Origin of the sequence: Luteimonas cucumeris (genome assembly GCF_007830035.1) — a bacterium.
GTDB lineage: Bacteria > Pseudomonadota > Gammaproteobacteria > Xanthomonadales > Xanthomonadaceae > Luteimonas_C > Luteimonas_C cucumeris.
This window is the reverse complement of record NZ_VLKN01000004.1, coordinates 375,729-392,467: the sequence shown is the minus strand read 5'-3', so window position 1 is coordinate 392,467 and position 16,739 is coordinate 375,729. Positions and strand designations below refer to the sequence as shown.

Here is a 16,739-nt window from a genome sequence, read left to right as displayed (position 1 = left end):
ACGGAAAAACGACCCATGACCGACGCATTCGCCACACTCCCACCGCCGCCGTATTACGCGGTGATCTTCAGTTCCCAGCGCCGCGAGCAAGACAACGGCTACGGCGCCGCGTCCGACCGCATGGTCGAGTTGGCGCGACAGCAGCCGGGTTTTCTCGGCGTCGAATCCACGCGTGGTGCCGACGGCTTCGGCATCACCGTGGCGTACTGGGAGAGCGAGGAGGCGATCAAGGCCTGGCGCCTGCATGCCGAGCACACCGCCGCGCGCGAACGCGGCCGTGCCGAGTGGTACCAGCACTTCGAGCTGCGCATCGCGAAAGTGGAGCGGGCTTATGGCTGGGACCTGGACGGCGGTTACCGGCGTTCGCACGACATGGCGAAGGAAACCGCGGCATGAGCCTCGCAGGTCCGCGCCCGGACGTGCTGCAGAAGATCCTGCAGCGCAAGGCCGACGAAGTCGCCGAGCGCGCGTCGCGGCTGCCGATCGTGGAACTGCAGGCGCGGCTGGCCGACGCGCCGCCGCTGCGCGGCTTCGCAGCGGCCATCGAAACCAGGATCGCCGCCGGGCAGCCGGCGGTGATCGCCGAAGTAAAGAAGGCCAGTCCGTCCAGGGGCGTGATCCGCGCGGACTTCGATCCGGCCGCGATCGCGCGCAGCTACGAGTCCGGCGGCGCGGCGTGCCTGTCGGTGCTGACCGACGTCGACTTCTTCCAGGGCGCCGACGAATACCTGCAGCAGGCGCGCGAGGCCTGCACGCTGCCGGTGCTGCGCAAGGATTTCACCATCGATCCGTACCAGGTGGTCGAGGCGCGCGTGCTCGGCGCCGACTGCATCCTGCTGATAGTCGCCGCACTGGACGACGCGCGCATGGCCGAACTGTCCGACCTGGCGCTGACCCTGGGCATGGACGTGCTGGTCGAGGTCCATGACCTGCTCGAACTGGAACGTGCGCTGCAGGTGCCCGCGCCGCTGCTGGGCATCAACAACCGCAACCTGCGCAGCTTCGAGGTCTCACTGGACACGACGCTGGCGCTGCGCGACGCGGTGCCGCGCGACCGCCGCCTGGTCACCGAAAGCGGCATCGTCGCCGTCGGCGACGTCCGGCGGATGCGCGACGCCGGCGTCGACGCCTTCCTGGTCGGCGAAACCTTCATGCGCGAAAGCGATCCGGGCGCGGCGCTGCAGCGGTTATTCTTCGACGCATGAGCGCATTCGCCGAGACCCCGGTCCCGTACCGGCCACTGGTGGTATTCGACTTCGACCACACGCTCTACGACGGCGACTCCGGCAGCCACCTGGTGTCATGGCTGATCAAGCGCCACGCCTGGCGAAAGCTGGCCGCGCTGCTGGCCGCGCCGCTGCTGCTGCCGATGGTCGCGTGGCTGCCGACCCGGCGCTACGGCATCTCCGGTTTCCTGTGGATCGGCACCTTCGGCACGCATCGCGGCCAGGACATGGATCGCCTGATCGACCGCTACGTGCAGGCCAATGCCGCCAGCATCCGCGCGCGGCTGTTGCCGACCGCGCTGGCGGTGCTGCACCGCCACCGCAACGAAGGCGATCGCGTGCTGATCGCCACCGGCGCGCCGCCCGAGCTGGCGCGCGCGATCCTGGATTTCGTCGCGCACGAGGATCTACCCGTGATCGGCAGCCTCGGCGAGCCGTTCCTCGGCGGCTACATCACCGGCCAGCACTGCCATGCCGCCAACAAGATGCGCATGATCTGGGCGGCCGGCTACGACCAGATCGCGATCGCCTACAGCGACAGCAGCGCGGACCTGCCGCTGCTCAAGTCGGCGCGCCAGCCGGTGGTGGTCAATCCCAAACGTGGCTGCGTGGCGATGTTCCGGCGCGTGCTGCCGCCGGGTACGCCGATCCTCAACTGGGGCTGTGTCGACCGTGCCGGTGAGCCGGTGGCTGCAAAAACCGGACAACCGTAGGCTGCGTTGGCTTCATCAACCCAGCATCGCCGATCTGGCGCCGCGAGCCGGGTGGGGAGCCCTTCCTGGCCTCAGGCCGCGCCGAGCGGCTTGACGAAGCGCAGCGAGCCGTTGGCGTAACCGCACTGGCGGTAGAAATCGTGCGCCTGGGAGCGCTGGGCGCTGCTGGTGACCTCAATTCGCGCCGCGCCGGCCAGTCGCGCGTTGATCTCGGCGCCGCGCAGCAGCAGGCGGCCGATGCCGCGTCCGCGATGGCTTTCGGCGACCACCAGCGCGGTGATGCGGCTGATGCCGGCGCCGTGCGTCACGGCATAGAGGCTGTGCAGGGCGACCAGTCCGCAGGTCTCGCCATGCGCGTCGGCCAGCAGCAGCGTCTGCGCCTTGTCGGAAAGGATGGTGACGATGCGTGCCGCCGCTTCGTCGCGATCGCAGGGATAACCCAGTTCGCCGAGCAGCCGCGCCACGTCGGCGGCATCGTCCGGCGTGGCCGGACGCAAATGCTGCGGGATGGCGTGCCCGGCGGCGCGGGCCATGGGACTCAGCGTGTTCCGTACAGCACGACGGTCTTGCCGCGCGCGTGCAGCTTGCCGTCGATCTGCAACTTCTTCAGCACGCGCCCGGCCATCTCGCGCGAGCAGCCGACCAGGCGTGCCAGTTCCTGCCGCGACACGCGCAGCTGCGTGCCCTGCGGATGGCTCATCGCCTCCGGCTCGCGCGCCAGGTCGTGCAGGGTACGGATGATGCGGTCGCTGACATCCAGGAACGCCAGGCGCCCAGCCTTGCGGCTGGTGTCGAGCAGGCGTCGCGACAGCTGCTTGCCGATCGCGAACATCAGCTTGCCGGCATCGGCGGCCAGCGGGCCGACGATCAGCTGGTACAGGCGCTCGTAGCTGATCTCGGCCAGTTCGCACGGGGTGCGGGTGCGCAGCATCACTTCGCGCTGGTCGGTTTCGATGAACAGCCCCATCTCGCCGACGAATTCGCCGGTGCCGAAATAGCCCAGCACCAGCTCCCGATCGTCGTCCTCGGTGATGATGCTGACCGAGCCGCTGACCACGTAATACATGGTGCCGGCCGGATCGCCCGGGCGGAACACCTCGGTGCGCGACGGATAGCGGCGCAGGTGGCAGTGCGCGAGGAAGCGCTCGAGGGCGGCGGCATCCAGCTGCAAGGGGCTGGCAGGTTGCCGTAGCGTGGGGAACGACAGTACGGGGGACTGGTTCATGGCTCGGACAGGTCTGTGAAGCCCCGCAGCTTAGGGCCTTAACAAGCGCCCTTGCAAACCCGTCGATGCGGCGCGTATCGCAGAATGACGCTTTGCCGCATAATCGCGCCCTTCATTTTCCAGTCCTGACCGGAGGACGACCGCCGTGGTCAAGCCGCTGCCGCGCCTGAAGTTGCAAGGTTTCAACAACCTGACCAAGGCGTTGAGCTTCAACATCTACGATGTCTGCTACGCGGTTTCCGAAGAGGAGCGCCAGCGCTACATCGAGTACATCGACGAGGAATACAACGCCGACCGGCTGACCCAGATCCTGACCGATGTGGCGGACATCATCGGCGCCAACATCCTCAACATCGCCCGCCAGGACTACGATCCGCAGGGCGCGTCGGTGACGATCCTGATCAGCGAGCAGCCGGTGATCGAGAAGTCGGCCGCCAAGGGCGTGATTTCCGACGCCGTGGTCGCGCACCTGGACAAGTCGCACATCACCGTGCACACCTATCCGGAAACGCACCCGCAGCACGGCATCGCGACCTTCCGCGCCGACATCGACGTGGCCACCTGCGGCGTGATCTCGCCGCTGAAGGCCCTGAACTATCTGATCGAGAGCTTCGAGTCGGACATCGTTGTCGCCGATTACCGGGTGCGCGGCTTCACCCGCGACATCAAGGGCAAGAAGCACTACATCGACCACAAGATCAATTCGATCCAGGACTTCCTGGCCAAGAACATCAAGGCCCGCTACGAGATGCTGGACGTGAACGTCTACCAGGAAAACATCTTCCACACCAAGATGCACCTGAAGGACTTCGACCTGGACCAGTACCTGTTCGAGGAAAAGGCCAAGAACCTGTCGTTCAAGGACCGGATGAAGATCGAGACGCTGCTCAAGCGCGAGATCGAGGAGCTGTTCCACGGCCGGAATCTGGTGGAGTAGCCGGGCGCCGTTATTGGTGATTGGTGATTCGTGATTGGTTGAAAGCGAAACAGCAAGGCCCGCCAAATGGCGGGCCTTTGCTTTTCGAATAACGAATCACCGATAACGAATCACAGCCTGTAAGCCACCGCCTTCATCAGCTTCGAGGCCGCGGCCATGATCGTCGGCACCGGCTGCGGCAGCACGCGCGCGCCGGCCTGTTCGGCGTTGTCGGCGTGGCGGGCTTCGTCGGCCTTCATCGTGCGCAGGATGTCGCGGCTGCGCAGGTCGGCTTCGGGCAGGGTCTGCAGGTGTTCGTCGAGGTGTGCCTCGACCTGGCGCTCGGTCTCGACCACGAAGCCCAGGTTCCAGCCGTCGCCGCGCAGCCCGGCCAGTGCGCCGATCGCGTAGCTGCCGGCGTACCAGAGCGGGTTGAGCAGGCTGGGCCGGCTGTCCAGTTCGCGCAGGCGCTGCGCGCACCAGGCCAGGTGGTCGGTTTCCTCCTGGGCCGCTTCGAGCAGGTGTTCGCGGGTCGAGGGGTCGCGCGCCACCGCGGCCTGGCCGCTGTACAGCGCCTGGGCGCAGATCTCGCCGACATGGTTGATCCGCATCAGGCCGGCGGCATGGCGGCGCTCGGCGGCATCCAGTTCCACGTCGGCGGTGTCCGCGGCGGGATTGGGGCGGGCCGCGGGCGGGTCGCCGAAGACGGTCTCCAGCGCGCGCTGGGATTCGCTCAGGAAAAGGTCCAGGGAGGTCTGCTGGCGTTCGCTCATGGCGCCATGTTCCCGCCAATCGCCCCGGAACGGTAGCCCGGGTGCTGCCTTCGGCTCGCCGGGTGCGTCCACGAAGCTTGCGATGCCGCGGGCGGGCCGGTATCATCCCCGCTCTTGCGTTCCCGCAATTCACAACGCGCGGCAAAATTCCGTCAGAACATCGGCCGGAATCAGCCCGACCAAACACCGAGAAGCAGAGTTGTCATGAAAACCTTTACCGCCAAGTCCGAGACCGTCCAACGCGACTGGTACCTCGTCGACGCCACCGGCAAGACCCTCGGCCGCCTGAGCTCCGAGCTCGCGCGTCGCCTGCGCGGCAAGCACAAGCCGGTCTATACCCCGCATGTCGATACCGGCGATTACATCGTCGTGATCAATGCCGAGAAGATCCACGTCACCGGCAACAAGCTGGCGGACAAGCAGTATCACCGCTTCACCGGTTACATCGGCAACCTGAAGACCGAGACGCTGGCCCAGGCGCTGGAGCGCCACCCGGAACGCGTCATCGAGATCGCCGTGAAGGGCATGCTGCCGAAGAATCCGCTCGGCCGCGCCATGTACCGCAAGCTCAAGGTCTACAAGGGCTCCGAGCATCCGCACACCGCCCAGCAGCCGCAAGTCCTGGATATCTAACTCATGGCAATCTCCCAAAACTACGGCACTGGCCGCCGCAAGTCCTCCACCGCCCGCGTGTTCCTGCGCAAGGGCAGCGGCAACATCACTGTCAATGAGCGCCCGCTGGACGAGTTCTTCGGCCGCGAGACCGCGCGCATGATCGTGCGCCAGCCGCTCGAACTGACCCAGATGACCGACAAGTTCGACATCATGGTCACCGCCAGCGGCGGCGGCACCACCGGCCAGGCCGGTGCGATCCGCCTGGGCATCGCCCGCGCGCTGGTCGAATACGACGAGTCGCTGAAGTCGCCGCTGCGCAAGGCCGGGTTCATGACCCGCGATGCGCGCGAAGTCGAGCGCAAGAAGGTCGGCCTGCACAAGGCGCGTCGCGCGACCCAGTTCTCCAAGCGTTGATTTTCCTGTTCGACGGTCGCGGCGTTACAATCGCCGCGTCCTACAGCCCCGTCGCCAAGCGGTAAGGCACCTGACTCTGACTCAGGCATTCGGTGGTTCGAATCCATCCGGGGCTGCCATCTTGAAGCCGCGAGTGCGAACGCAGGCGCCGGCATCGCGCTCCGCAACACCAGAAGCCCGCCTCGTGCGGGCTTCTGCTTTTCCGGCGATCGCGAACCGCAGGATCGAGCCATGGTCGCCACCTTCTCCGCCCCGTTCACCCCCGCAGACCACTTGCAGACGCAATTGCGCGAACGCGGCTACGCCGTGCTCACGCCCGACAGTGTCGCGTTGCTGTGCGGTTGCGATCTCGATGAACTGCACGCGCTCGAGCCGAGCTGGAACGACCTGTCCCCGGACCTCTACCTGAAGGACGGCGGCAACTACCGTCGCCGCCGCCATTCCTGCTTCGTGGTCGATGACGTGGCCGCCGCGCAGGCGCCACATCGCGCGCACTGGCAATCGCAGGAATACAACGCGCTGCATGGCGGCATGCGCCGCTGGTTCGAGCCGATGCAAGACGAGGTGCTGACGCAACCGGCATGGACGAAGCTGCTGCTGTCCCTGGGCGCGCAGTTCACGCAGTTGAAGCCCGAACGACGCTGGTACGTGGAAGCGCACCAGTTCCGCATCGACACCAGCGACGGCATCGGCCGGCCAACGCCGGAAGGCGCGCATCGCGACGGCGTCGACTTCGTCGCGGTGTTCCTGGTGGGGCGCCATGGCATCAAGGGCGGCGAGACGCGTGTGTTCGAAGCCGCAGGTCCCGATGGCCAGCGCTTCACCCTCGCCGAACCCTGGTCGCTGCTGCTGCTGGACGACGCGCGCGTGATCCACGAGTCCACGCCGATCCAGCCGGTCGACGGCGAAGGTCATCGCGATACGCTGGTACTGACCTATCGGGCCGGCGGTTTCCAGGGCGACGCGTAGTACGGGTCTTGACCCGCCATTACGATCTCCGGGATTCACGGCGAAACGTGAAATCGCGATGGCGGGTCAAGACCCGCCCTACGGTTAGCATCGCACCGGTGGCCCGGCTACGATGCGGCATGGTCGGCCAGGAGGGATGGGAGCGATGGCATGTCCGAGAACCTGACCCGATTGCTGCATGACTGGCGTGGTGGCGACGCCGCTTCGCGCGACCGCCTGCTGGAGCAGGTCTACGACACCCTGCGTGGCATGGCGGCGGCGCGTTTGCGACGCGATCGCGCCGGTCATACCCTGCAAGCCACCGCCGTGGTCAACGAAGCGCTGCTGCGCCTGCTCGGCAATGAGGTCGACTGGCAGGATCGCGCCCATTTCTTCGCGCTCGCCGCGTTGAAGATGCGCGCGGTGCTGGTCGACCACGCCCGTGCCCGTGTCGCCGACAAGCGTGGCGGCAACGTGCCGATGCTGACCCTCTCCCATGCCGAGCGCGAGGCCAGCGCCGCCGTGGAATACGACGTGCTCGCATTGCATCAGGCGCTTGAGCGTCTTGCCGTACACGACGAGCGCGCCGCGCGCGGCCTGGAAATGGTGTATTTCGGCGGCATGGAGCACAAGGAGATCGCCTGCGTGCTGGGAATCTCCATCCCGACCGTCGAGCGCGACCTGCGTTTCGCGCGTGCATGGTTGAACCAGCAGCTGGCGTGATCGCCTGTCGGCGCTGCACGGCGTCGCGCTTTTCTCGCCATATCGTTGCTGGATCAGGCGCGCCGGATCGCGCGTGTCGGCATCGATGGGCGATGGGGCTCCGGCGAAGCCGACAGGCCCGGATCGAACCGGTCCGGCATGCCGGCTACGTGGGTCGTCACGCCGGGCACGGGCGAACACAGTTCGATCAGCGTGCCCTCGATGGCGCGGATGCAGGCCACCGTCTGCCCCCACGGCCGGGTGCGTGGCGCGGCGACGATGCCGGCGCCGGCGGCGATGGCGCGGGCCAGTGACGCGCGCACGTCGTCGGTCACGAACACAAGTGTCTGGCCGAATGGTTTGCCCGAGGTCGACACGGGCTGGTATTGCCGACCCAGGTTCAACTCGCCGAGCCAGTGCGAGGCGAAGCCGAGGGTCGTGCCTTCCATGTCGAGTTCCGCGTAGGCCACCGCGCCGTCGATCTCGTGCTTCATCCGGATCGGCAAGGCGAACGCACGCTGATAGAAATCGAGCGTCTGTTCGACATCAGCAAGGTAGACAACGACATGTGCCAGTTTCAATCGCAATCTCCAGATAGTCCGTCGTCCCGACGACGTGCCGCCGCCGGGACGAGCGTGCTTACAGTTCCAGGCCGAAGCCGATGCCGGCCGAGCTTTCGCTGCCGCTGAACGCACCACCCAGCGAAAACGAGCCACGCTGGCCGACGCGACGGCCGTAACCGACCGACAGTGCGCGCTCGCCGCCCTGGAAGCCGGCGCCAACGGCGACACGGCCGCGGTTGCCCTGCGCACCGGATGCATTGATGCCCATGTTGATCATCGCCGAGCCCATCGCACCGCTGCGGTTGGTCAGCTCGTCCTGTTGCTGGAAACGGCGATCGACATCGTTGCGGAAGGCGTTGAAGTCGTCGGCGAAACCGGTGACGGCGGCGAACCGGGTGTCCGTGTAGGCATTGGCCGAGGACAGGGTCTGCGCATCGCCGGCATCGGCATGGTCCTGCGCCGATTGCAGCGTGGTGGCATCGGCTGCGGTCATGTCGGCGCGTATCGCCGTCTCGCGGTTGTCGGTGTAAGCATTCGCAGCGGTGCCACCGGTAGCGACGGCGGTGTCGGTGTAGGCGTTTGCGGTTGCCAGCGTCGCCTGCAGTTGCGACAGGTTGACCGCGTCGGTGGCGGTGGTGCCGGCAGCGACATTGACCAGGCGCCGCTCGCTGCCGGCGCTGCCGATCGAAACGGTGTCGGCTTGATCCGCCACGGAGTGCGTGCCAAGCGCCACGGAATTTTCTCCGGCGGCCAGTCCCTCGAAACCCAGCGCCATGCTGTTGGTTGCGCTGGCGATGCTCGTGGTGCCGATGGCCATGCTTCCCGCTGCCGTCGCCTGGCTTTGCGAGCCGATCGTGATCGCGTAGTCGCCGCTGGCCTGGCTGAAGGACCCGAGCGCAGTGCTGGAGCCGCCGCTGGCGTGGGCAGCCGTGCCGAAAGCGGCATCGGCGAACGACGATGCTTCGGCCTCGGCGCCGAGCGCGGTCGTGGCCATGGCGGTCGCCTGGCTGCCATCGCCGAGGGCGGTGCTGTTTTGTCCGGTTGCCTGGCTGCCGGTTCCGATCGCGGCGCTGTACTGGCCGCTGGCCAGGCTCGCCGCGCCGATCGCGATGGCGTGCTCTCCCGTGGCCCGGCTTTCGGCACCAATCGCCGTGCCGGCATGTCCGGAGGCTTCGGCGAGGGTGCCGATGGCCGTGGCGTCGTCGGCCGAGGCCGTGCCTTGATGGCCGACCGCGACCGCGCCACTGCCCGTGGCATTGCTGAATGACCCTAGCGCGGTGCTCGATCCGCCGTGTGCCTTGGCAACCGCGCCGATCGCGACCGAGCCGAAAGTGATGGCTTCGCTGCTGGCGCCCAATGCCGAGCTGGCCATAGCCGTGGCCATGCTGTCTTGTCCGACGGCGGTGGCGTTCTGCGCGCTGGCGACGCTCTGTGCGCCGATCGCCGTGGCGAATTCGCCGCTGGCCTGGGCGTCGGTCCCGCAGGCCAGCGCGTCGGCGCCGGCGGCCGTGGCGCCACTACCGTCCTCGCCGGCCGTGACGAAGTCGCAGATGTCCCCAGCGTGGGCGACGCCGGAAATGACGAGACATAGCGCAATGGTCAGAAGGCCGCGACAACGTTTCGCGCGCGCCAGGTTCGAATGGTTCATTACGTACTCCCAAGGTGGTGTGTTTGCGATATCGCGCGAATACGGATGTACCTGCCGGCATTGCCGCCAGGACCACAGTCGCGTCGCGCTTACCTAGCAACCGGACGAAGTGGCGCAGACCCATCACGGCCTGTGCACGGCGCGACTCCAGCACGCAAAAAATCACCGTCTGTACGAAGCAGCGCATTGAAAGCGCCATGTGTCTTGCTGTTTCCGGCGGCATATCGCCTGGCACCGGCGAGCGAGTGCACACGCAGCGCGACGCGTGTGGGAGGTCGTCAGGATTTCCTGCGACGTCACGCAGCGGTGCCCAACAGGAGCGGATGAGAAAAAACGGGCGTGGCGGTGAACTGCCACGCCCGTGCCGGCCTGCCCTTGGGAACGGGCCAACTCAAGAACCACAGGAGGGAATCGTCAGTGGCGGGACACTGCCGCGCTGCTACCAGCCGATGCCCACGCCCATGCCGACCGTGTCCTCGCCGTTGCCACTGAATGCGCCGCCCAAGGTGAACGTCGCGCTGTCGCTGACCGCGCGCTGGTAACCGACCGCGAGCGCAGCGTGGCCGGCCTGCATGCCGGTGCCGATAGCGAGTCGGTTGGTCCTGCGTATGCCGGCCGCACTCGCCGTCATCTGCGCCATCGCCGTGCCCATCGCACCGATCCGGCTGATGCGCTTGTCCTGGTGCGCGAAACGCTCATTGACCTCGTCGCGGAAGGCGCCGATCTGGCCAGCGAAGCCGGCAAGCTCGGCCACGCGGCTGTCGGTGTAAGCATTGGCCGAAGACAGCGTCGCCGCATCGCCGGTTGCCATGTCGTCGCGGATCGCCGCTTCGCGATTGTCGGTGTAAGCGTTGGCCGCGGTGCCGCCGGTGGCGACGGCGGTGTCGGTGTAGGCATTGGCGGTCGCCAACGTCGCTTCGAGCTGCTGCAGGTTGACCGCGTCGGTGACGAGGACGGCATCGGCGACGTTGGAGATGCGCCGTTCGTTGCCGGCGCTACCGACCGATACCGTATTCGCCTGATCTGCGATCGAGCCCGAACCCAGCGCTACTGCATTGGTCGCGCCGATCGTCACCGAGCTCAATGCGCCCAATGCCGTACTTGAATCGGCCAGTACCTGGGCGCCGCCGCCGATCGCGGTGTCGTTCAACCCTGCAGCGGTGCTATCCGCGCCCAGGGCAGTGCTCAGTTCGCCCTGCGCTCTGCTGCCCATGCCGTAAGCGCTGCTTTGGCTCCCCGAGGCATTGGCGGAACCGCCGGTGGCCACGCTCTGATTGCCGCTGGCGGAGCTGTTCTCGCCCAGCGCGACGGCATAGTCGCCGCTGGCGGTGGCGTCGTATCCCATGGCGGTGCTGGCTTCCCCGCCGGCTTCGGCGCTCGTGCCCAGCGCGACGGCGCCGAACGCGTTCGCCGCGCTGGTATGTCCGATAGCCACGGCGTTTTCGCCCAGGGTCTCGCTGTCGTAGCCCAGCGCGGTGCTATGAAGTCCTGTGGCGATCGTGCCATTGCCCAGCGCCGTCGTTTCGTTTGCGGTGGCCTGTGCGCCCTGGCCGACGGCCGTGCTGCTCACACCACTGGCGATGCTGTCGTGGCCGACCGCAATGCTGAACTGACCGCTCGACACGCTATTCGCGCCCAGCGCGACGGCGAACATGCCGCTGGCCGTGCTACCTGCGCCGAGCGCAGTGGACACGGCGCCTGCGGATTGGGCCTCGAAGCCGATCGCGGTGCTGTTGGCCGTGGACGCGAAGCTGCCGGCACCAAACGCAGAAGCATTCATGCCACCGGCGATGCTCATGAAGCCGTTCGCGGTGGCGTTCGCCTGGCTGGCCGAGCTGAGATAGCCGATCGCGGTACCGCCGACGCCAGCCGAGCTGCGTCCACCGATCGCCGTGGCGAAGGCGCCATTGGCGCGGCTCTGCACACCCACGGCCGTGCCGTCGTTGGTGGCCACGCGCGCGCCTGCACCGATGGCGGTGCCGCGGTCGCCCTGCGCCTGGGCGAACTCGCCGACGTCGACGACGCCATCGTTGTCGGCATCGAACCAGCCGCCTACGGCGGTGCTGTGGTTGCCGGAGGCTTCCGACTCGCCGCCGATGGCCGTGCTGGCGGCGCCGGTGGCGCGGCTGAGCGCACCGAAGGCCGACGACCAGTCCGTACTGGCGAGGCTGTTCTGGCCCGAGGCCGAGCTGAAAGCACCGCTGGCTTCGCTGCTATGGCCGTAGGCCGTGCTGTCGGCACCGCTCGCCACGGCATTGGCGCCGGTGGCGGTCGAGCGCAACCCGACCGCTTCGCTGTTGTGGCCCACTGAGGTGGCGTAGTCGCCGCTGGCGATCGCGTTCAGGCCGAGCGCCGTGCTGAATCCGCCGGACGCATTGGCCAAAGCGCCGAACGCCGTGCTCTGCAGGCCGCCGGCGGAGGCGTCGGTACCACAGGCCACGCTCTGTATGCCGATCGCGGTGGCACCATCGGCGCCTTCGCCTGGCGCGTCGGTGTCGCAGGCCACGCCGGCCCAGGCGTGGCCGCAGGCCAGCAGGCACAGCGCCAGCGCGGAAGCCAGCGCGTGATGTCGAGGTTTATTGCGGTGGGCGTTTTTGACATTGCGATTCATGGTCGTTTCCCCAAGTCGGTTGGTTGATCGGGCAAGCGCAGCGGGAGGACCGTGTTCGGAAACGGCTCGCGGCCGGAATCGGCCGCGACTGCATCGTGCTTGCGAGGACAACCGGCGAAAGGCAGCGCCAGCCATCAAAAAAAAAACGGGCGCGGCGATCCGAAATCGCCGCGCCCGCCGCCGGCCCGCACGATGGCTGGGCCGGGCTTGGGGCTCGCTGCCTGCAGTCGAACCATGTTGGACAACCGGACAAACCGGAAGCGGCCCATCAGCGACTGTGCGCATGGGCGCTGCCGGTTGATTCGGCGTGCCCAGCCGGCCGGACGCCGCAGCGGCAAGGCACGCACAAAAAAAAACGCCGCCCTGCGAAGAGGGCGGCGATGGGTCGAACCCGTGGCCTGCGATTACGGCAACACGTGCACGTCGACCAGGCGACGGCCCTGCTTGCCGTGCTTCTCGGCGGACTGGAACAGCTTCTGGTAGCCGGTCACCAGTTCCAGGCCCGAGCTGCCGGTGCCGGGCCGGAACAGCCCCACGTAGAAACGCTGTTCGCCATGGCGGTAGGTTTCAACGTCGATCAGGCGCATGCCGATCTTGTGCTGCTCACGCCATTTGTCGGCGAATTCCGCGTAGCTGCCGGCGCTGATCATCTGCGTCTTGTCGTTGCTGGCGCGGTACACGCCGATGAACTCGCCGCTCTCGACGGAGTAGGGCGCGGACTGCAGGAACTCGATGTCGACCAGTTCCAGTCCCCACATGTTGGAGTTGGCGTTGGAGGCGAGCGCCAGCTCGAACAGGCTCGACGTGTTCTCCACCCGCTGCCAGGCGTTGCCGGCAACGAAAGCGCCGACGTAATGCGTCTTGCCGCCGGCGCTGAAGCTGGCGATGTCGGCCAGACGCAGGCCGGCCTTGTAGAACTCCTTCTGCTTGGCGTCGAACTCGCCCCAGCTGTCGCTGCGCCATAGCGCATGGTTGCCACCGCCGCGCTTGAACACGCCCTGATACTGGCGCTTGCCGTTCTCGACGTAGGTGTTGATCTCGACCAGGCGGAAACGGTCCTTGGACAATTCGTCCCACTTCTGCGTGAACGCTTCCCAGCCGGCCAGGTTCACCCGCAGTTCGATCTGGTTGCCGGCCTGCCACACGCCGATGAAGCGCCGGTTGTCGGTGGCGGCATCGATGAAGGCATACGGCTGGCTGGTCGGATACAGCAGGCTGGGCTTGTGTGGAGACGAGTGGTTGGCAAGGTGGGTCCAGTCGAGCGGATCCATGTCGTGCTGCGACGCCAGATAGTCGGCCTCGTCGCGGGTCAGGCTCTGCAGCTTGCCGAAGGTCATCGTCAGCGGCCGGATGCCATTGCCCTTGCAGGAACCGGGCTCGGTTTCGCGCGCCACGTGGATGTGCACGTGCGGCCCACTGGTGGCGCCGGAGTAGCCGACCTTGCCCAGGTACTGGCCCTGCTTGATCGTCGCGCCCGGCTGCAGCAGTTCGTCGGGAATCGAGCCGGGCTGCAGGTGCGCGTACAGCGCGATCTCGTCGCCGGTGCGGACGTAGACGTGGTTGCCCCCCTTGGAGTACTTGCCGGTGCTGGGGCTTGTGGGCGTCGGCTCGGTCCCGGTTTCGTCGCGCGGATAGCTCTTCCATTCCGGCAGGTCGTTGAGCGCCGAGCAGACCGTGCCCGAGGCCATCGCATAGACCGGCATGCCGTAGGCGCGCCTGCCCTCCGTTCGGTTAGCGTCGGCGCCGGGATAGAGCGTGCTCCACGCCGTGCCATTCCAGCCGCGCACGTGGGTGTCCAGACCAAACGCCTGGCTGTCGCCCGGGTGGTTGCTGGTGGTGGACCAGGCCTCGTTGTTGCGCAGGTCGCTGGGCTTGGCGGGGTAGCGCAGCGGGCCGCCGTCGTTCGTATGCGTGGTGATCGCCACCGTTTTCATCACTGGTGCACGGAAGCCCTGCACGTAAACGGCAATCGTGGCCGTGGCCGGATAGGGCGCGTCGATCAGCACCGGATAGGACATCGGCACGTCGGGATCGCTGTCGTTCTCCTTCTCGTAGTTGCAGTTGCAGTTGTGGAAGGCGTACTCCTCGCCCGGCTGGACGACGCGCGGGCTGAGAAAATTCGATGCGGGCTGGCCGAGGATCTCGATCTTCGTGATCTTGATCGGCGTCGCCTCGTTGTTGGTGATGCCCATGCGCAGCGAGACGCGCGCACGCATCGGGCCATCGGCGGCGTCGGGACCGAGCGGCTGGATCAGGACGCGTTCGTCCTGGGTCGGGGCCGTCACCCGGATGCCGAGGTTCTGCGCCTGGCTGTCGGCGGCCGCGCCGAGCAGCAGCAGCGCCAGGGCGCCGGGCAGGGTGTTGCGCCGGCGGGTGGGGGATTGCGATTGCATGCGATTTCTCCGGGATGGGGGGGCGCGCGTCGCCGCCGGCGGTGGTGCCGGGCTGTCGCGCTTGAAGACATAACCGGCATACCGCCGCCCGACCCATCACCTGCCGTGATTCGCCGGCGTGCCGCGGCGCTGAGGCACGCCGCATCGCGTCCTCACGGTGATTCGTGCTGACGCTGTTCAGCATTTGGTGCCAACGTCGGGGCAAGCTAGCGCGGTCGGTGCCGTCGCATCGCGTCCTCACCGCACCGGCATGACAACGAACGGAGGTGCGCCATGAAACGCAGTACCACTGGGCTATCGCTCGCCTTGCCCCTCGTCATGGCCGCCTGCACCAGCACGCCCGGACTCAGCGACAGCGACAAGCTCGCGCTGTACCGCGAGCATGCCGGCGATCCGGTGCCGAGCTTCCGTTATGTCGGCAACATCACCGGCTGGACGCCGCTGGGCGACGACGCGCTGGTAGTGCGGACGCGGCCCAGCGAGGCCTGGCTGCTGGACCTGTTCGGCCCCTGCCAGGACCTGGACTACGCGCCGGCAATCACCATCACCCAGCGCATGGGCGAAGTGTCGGCGCGGTTCGACGAGGTGATCGTTCGCGGCAGTGGTGCTTCGCCGACGCGGATGCCGTGCCGGATCCGGGAAATCCGCCCGCTCGACGTCAAGGCGATCAGGCAGGCCGAACAGGACCTGCGCGAGGCGGCAACGACGGATCGGTCGGCCACGCCGGAAGGCGGCATTGGCATGGCCAATCCGGCTGCGGTCCATTGCGCGAAGCTCGGCGGCACGTCGATCGCAAGGACCAGCGCCGATGGCGGCCAGGCGGCCGACTGCCGGCTGCCCGACGGCTAGCAGTGCGACGAATGGACGCTGTTCCGCGAAGGCCGGTGCCCGGCGCCGGGCGCGAAATAGGCTGTGGCCGCCAACAAGCCAAATGCCACGGTCGAATACAATCACTGCTTCGCATTCGATGGACGTGCTGGATGAAACTCGCTTCGCTGAAGGAAGGCGGCCGTGACGGCACGCTGATCGTCGTGTCGCGCGACCTGTCGCGCGCAGTGCGCGCCACCGGCATCGCCGCGACGCTGCAGCAGGCGCTGGAAGACTGGTCGAACCTGGCGCCGCGCCTGGCCGCGCTGTCGCAGGCGTTGAACGAAGGCAGCGCCGATGGCGTGTTCGATGTGGACGTGGCGCAGTTCGCCGCCCCATTGCCGCGCGCCTACGAATTCGTCGACGGCAGCGCCTACCTGCCGCATGTCGCACGCGTGCGCCGCGCGCGCGGCGCCGAAGTACCGGAGAGCTTCTACACCGATCCGCTGATGTACCAGGCCACCAGCGCCGGCTTCTCCGGCCCGCGCGACCCGGTGAAGGTGGTCGACGAAAGTTATGGCATCGACCTGGAAGCGGAGATCGTGATCGTCACCGACGACGTGCCGATGGCGGTCACGCCGGCGCAGGCCGCCGCGCACATCCAGCTTGTCGGCCTGGTCAACGACGTGTCGCTGCGCAACCTGATTCCGCAGGAACTGGCCAAGGGCTTCGGCTTCCTGCAATCCAAGCCGCGCTCCACCTTGTCGCCGGTGTTCGTCACTCCCGACGAGCTCGGCGATGCATGGCGCGACAACAAGCTGCACCTGCCGCTGCTGACCCACGTCAATGGCGCGTGGTTCGGCGCGCCGGAAGCGGGCGTGGACATGCAGTTCGACTTCGCGCAACTGCTCGCGCACGCGGCGAAGACGCGGCCGTTGTCCGCCGGCACCATCGTCGGCTCCGGCACCATCGCCAACGAGGACACCAGCAAGGGCGCCTCGTGTTTCGCCGAGAAGCGCACTGTCGAGACGCTGGAGTCCGGTGCGGCCACGACGCCGTTCATGAGCTTCGGCGACCTGGTCCGCATCGAGATGCTGGATCGTGACGGCAATTCCATTTTCGGTGCCATCGAGCAGCGCATCGAGCGGCAACCGCTGCCTTGATGCGGCGAACGCCGGCTACGGC

General features: G+C 67.2%; 17 protein-coding genes and 1 tRNA gene. 11 read left to right on the top strand and 7 right to left on the bottom strand.

From position 1 onward, the window contains the following. Positions 1-15 precede the first annotated feature (15 nt). From IP90_RS10540 to IP90_RS10530, 3 genes are read left to right on the top strand one after another with little or no spacing between them, the layout of a single operon-like run. Positions 16-396: an antibiotic biosynthesis monooxygenase family protein gene (locus IP90_RS10540; RefSeq protein WP_144899581.1), complete on the top strand. Its 381-nt coding sequence runs from the start codon at positions 16-18 to the stop codon at positions 394-396. Further along, positions 393-1,205: an indole-3-glycerol phosphate synthase TrpC gene (trpC, locus tag IP90_RS10535; protein ID WP_144899580.1), complete on the top strand. Its 813-nt coding sequence runs from the start codon at positions 393-395 to the stop codon at positions 1,203-1,205. Before IP90_RS10540 ends, trpC begins: the two co-directional genes overlap by 4 nt. Then, entirely contained in the window at positions 1,202-1,939 is a 738-nt protein-coding gene (locus IP90_RS10530; protein ID WP_144899579.1) for a haloacid dehalogenase-like hydrolase, read from the top strand. The genes trpC and IP90_RS10530 overlap by 4 nt, the downstream gene beginning before the upstream one ends. Before the next feature lie 71 nt (positions 1,940-2,010). On the opposite strand, the gene IP90_RS10525 is transcribed toward IP90_RS10530, so the two are convergent. Together IP90_RS10525 and crp are read right to left on the bottom strand one after the other, a co-directional pair. Then, on the bottom strand, positions 2,011-2,472 hold the full coding sequence (locus IP90_RS10525; RefSeq protein ID WP_144899578.1) for a GNAT family N-acetyltransferase: 462 nt from the start codon (positions 2,470-2,472) through the stop codon (positions 2,011-2,013). A gap of 5 nt (positions 2,473-2,477) precedes the next feature. Then, a complete protein-coding gene (gene crp / locus IP90_RS10520; protein WP_144899577.1) occupies positions 2,478-3,164 on the bottom strand; it encodes a cAMP-activated global transcriptional regulator CRP in 687 nt (228 codons plus the stop codon). 145 nt (positions 3,165-3,309) lie between these two features. On the opposite strand from crp, the gene speD reads away from it, so the two are divergent. Continuing rightward, positions 3,310-4,101 carry an adenosylmethionine decarboxylase gene (speD, locus tag IP90_RS10515; protein ID WP_144899576.1) on the top strand — a complete coding sequence of 264 codons (792 nt, stop codon included), beginning with the start codon at positions 3,310-3,312 and terminating at the stop codon, positions 4,099-4,101. A gap of 110 nt (positions 4,102-4,211) precedes the next feature. Here the strand turns inward: speD and coq7 are convergent, their stop codons facing one another. After that, positions 4,212-4,853 carry a 2-polyprenyl-3-methyl-6-methoxy-1,4-benzoquinone monooxygenase gene (gene coq7 / locus IP90_RS10510; RefSeq protein ID WP_144899575.1) on the bottom strand — a complete coding sequence of 214 codons (642 nt, stop codon included), beginning with the start codon at positions 4,851-4,853 and terminating at the stop codon, positions 4,212-4,214. Between the two features lie 204 nt (positions 4,854-5,057). Here coq7 and rplM point away from each other — a divergent pair, with 204 nt between their 5' ends. From rplM to IP90_RS10485, 5 genes are all read left to right on the top strand, one after another. Further along, complete coding sequence (gene rplM, locus IP90_RS10505) at positions 5,058-5,486, top strand: 50S ribosomal protein L13 (protein WP_144899574.1); 429 nt, start codon at positions 5,058-5,060, stop codon at positions 5,484-5,486. 3 nt (positions 5,487-5,489) lie between these two features. Continuing rightward, positions 5,490-5,882 carry a 30S ribosomal protein S9 gene (rpsI, locus tag IP90_RS10500; RefSeq protein ID WP_144899573.1) on the top strand — a complete coding sequence of 131 codons (393 nt, stop codon included), beginning with the start codon at positions 5,490-5,492 and terminating at the stop codon, positions 5,880-5,882. Positions 5,883-5,926: 44 nt separating this feature from the next. After that, a tRNA-Gln gene (locus tag IP90_RS10495) sits at positions 5,927-6,001 on the top strand. A 112-nt stretch (positions 6,002-6,113) separates the two neighbouring features. After that, a complete protein-coding gene (locus IP90_RS10490; RefSeq protein ID WP_144899572.1) occupies positions 6,114-6,851 on the top strand; it encodes a 2OG-Fe dioxygenase family protein in 738 nt (245 codons plus the stop codon). A gap of 150 nt (positions 6,852-7,001) precedes the next feature. Continuing rightward, entirely contained in the window at positions 7,002-7,553 is a 552-nt protein-coding gene (locus IP90_RS10485) for an ECF-type sigma factor (RefSeq protein ID WP_144899571.1), read from the top strand. Between the two features lie 53 nt (positions 7,554-7,606). On the opposite strand, the gene IP90_RS10480 is transcribed toward IP90_RS10485, so the two are convergent. From IP90_RS10480 to IP90_RS10465, 4 genes are all read right to left on the bottom strand, one after another. Then, positions 7,607-8,113 (bottom strand): VOC family protein, encoded by a 507-nt coding sequence (locus IP90_RS10480; RefSeq protein ID WP_158635326.1) that lies wholly within the window; start codon positions 8,111-8,113, stop codon positions 7,607-7,609. Between the two features lie 58 nt (positions 8,114-8,171). Beyond that, the gene (locus tag IP90_RS10475; protein ID WP_144899569.1) at positions 8,172-9,743 is read right to left on the bottom strand and encodes a YadA-like family protein; all 1,572 of its coding nucleotides are present in this window, start codon (positions 9,741-9,743) and stop codon (positions 8,172-8,174) included. Between the two features lie 439 nt (positions 9,744-10,182). Then, positions 10,183-12,354, bottom strand: coding sequence for a YadA-like family protein (locus IP90_RS10470; protein WP_158635325.1), 2,172 nt, complete (start codon positions 12,352-12,354; stop codon positions 10,183-10,185). Positions 12,355-12,758: 404 nt separating this feature from the next. Further along, complete coding sequence (locus tag IP90_RS10465; protein WP_144899567.1) at positions 12,759-14,747, bottom strand: M23 family metallopeptidase; 1,989 nt, start codon at positions 14,745-14,747, stop codon at positions 12,759-12,761. Positions 14,748-15,020: 273 nt separating this feature from the next. Here IP90_RS10465 and IP90_RS10460 point away from each other — a divergent pair, with 273 nt between their 5' ends. Both IP90_RS10460 and IP90_RS10455 read left to right on the top strand, forming a co-directional pair. Then, positions 15,021-15,596: a DUF6491 family protein gene (locus tag IP90_RS10460; RefSeq protein WP_199753451.1), complete on the top strand. Its 576-nt coding sequence runs from the start codon at positions 15,021-15,023 to the stop codon at positions 15,594-15,596. 131 nt (positions 15,597-15,727) lie between these two features. Beyond that, complete coding sequence (locus tag IP90_RS10455; RefSeq protein ID WP_144899566.1) at positions 15,728-16,717, top strand: fumarylacetoacetate hydrolase family protein; 990 nt, start codon at positions 15,728-15,730, stop codon at positions 16,715-16,717. Positions 16,718-16,739 lie beyond the last annotated feature (22 nt).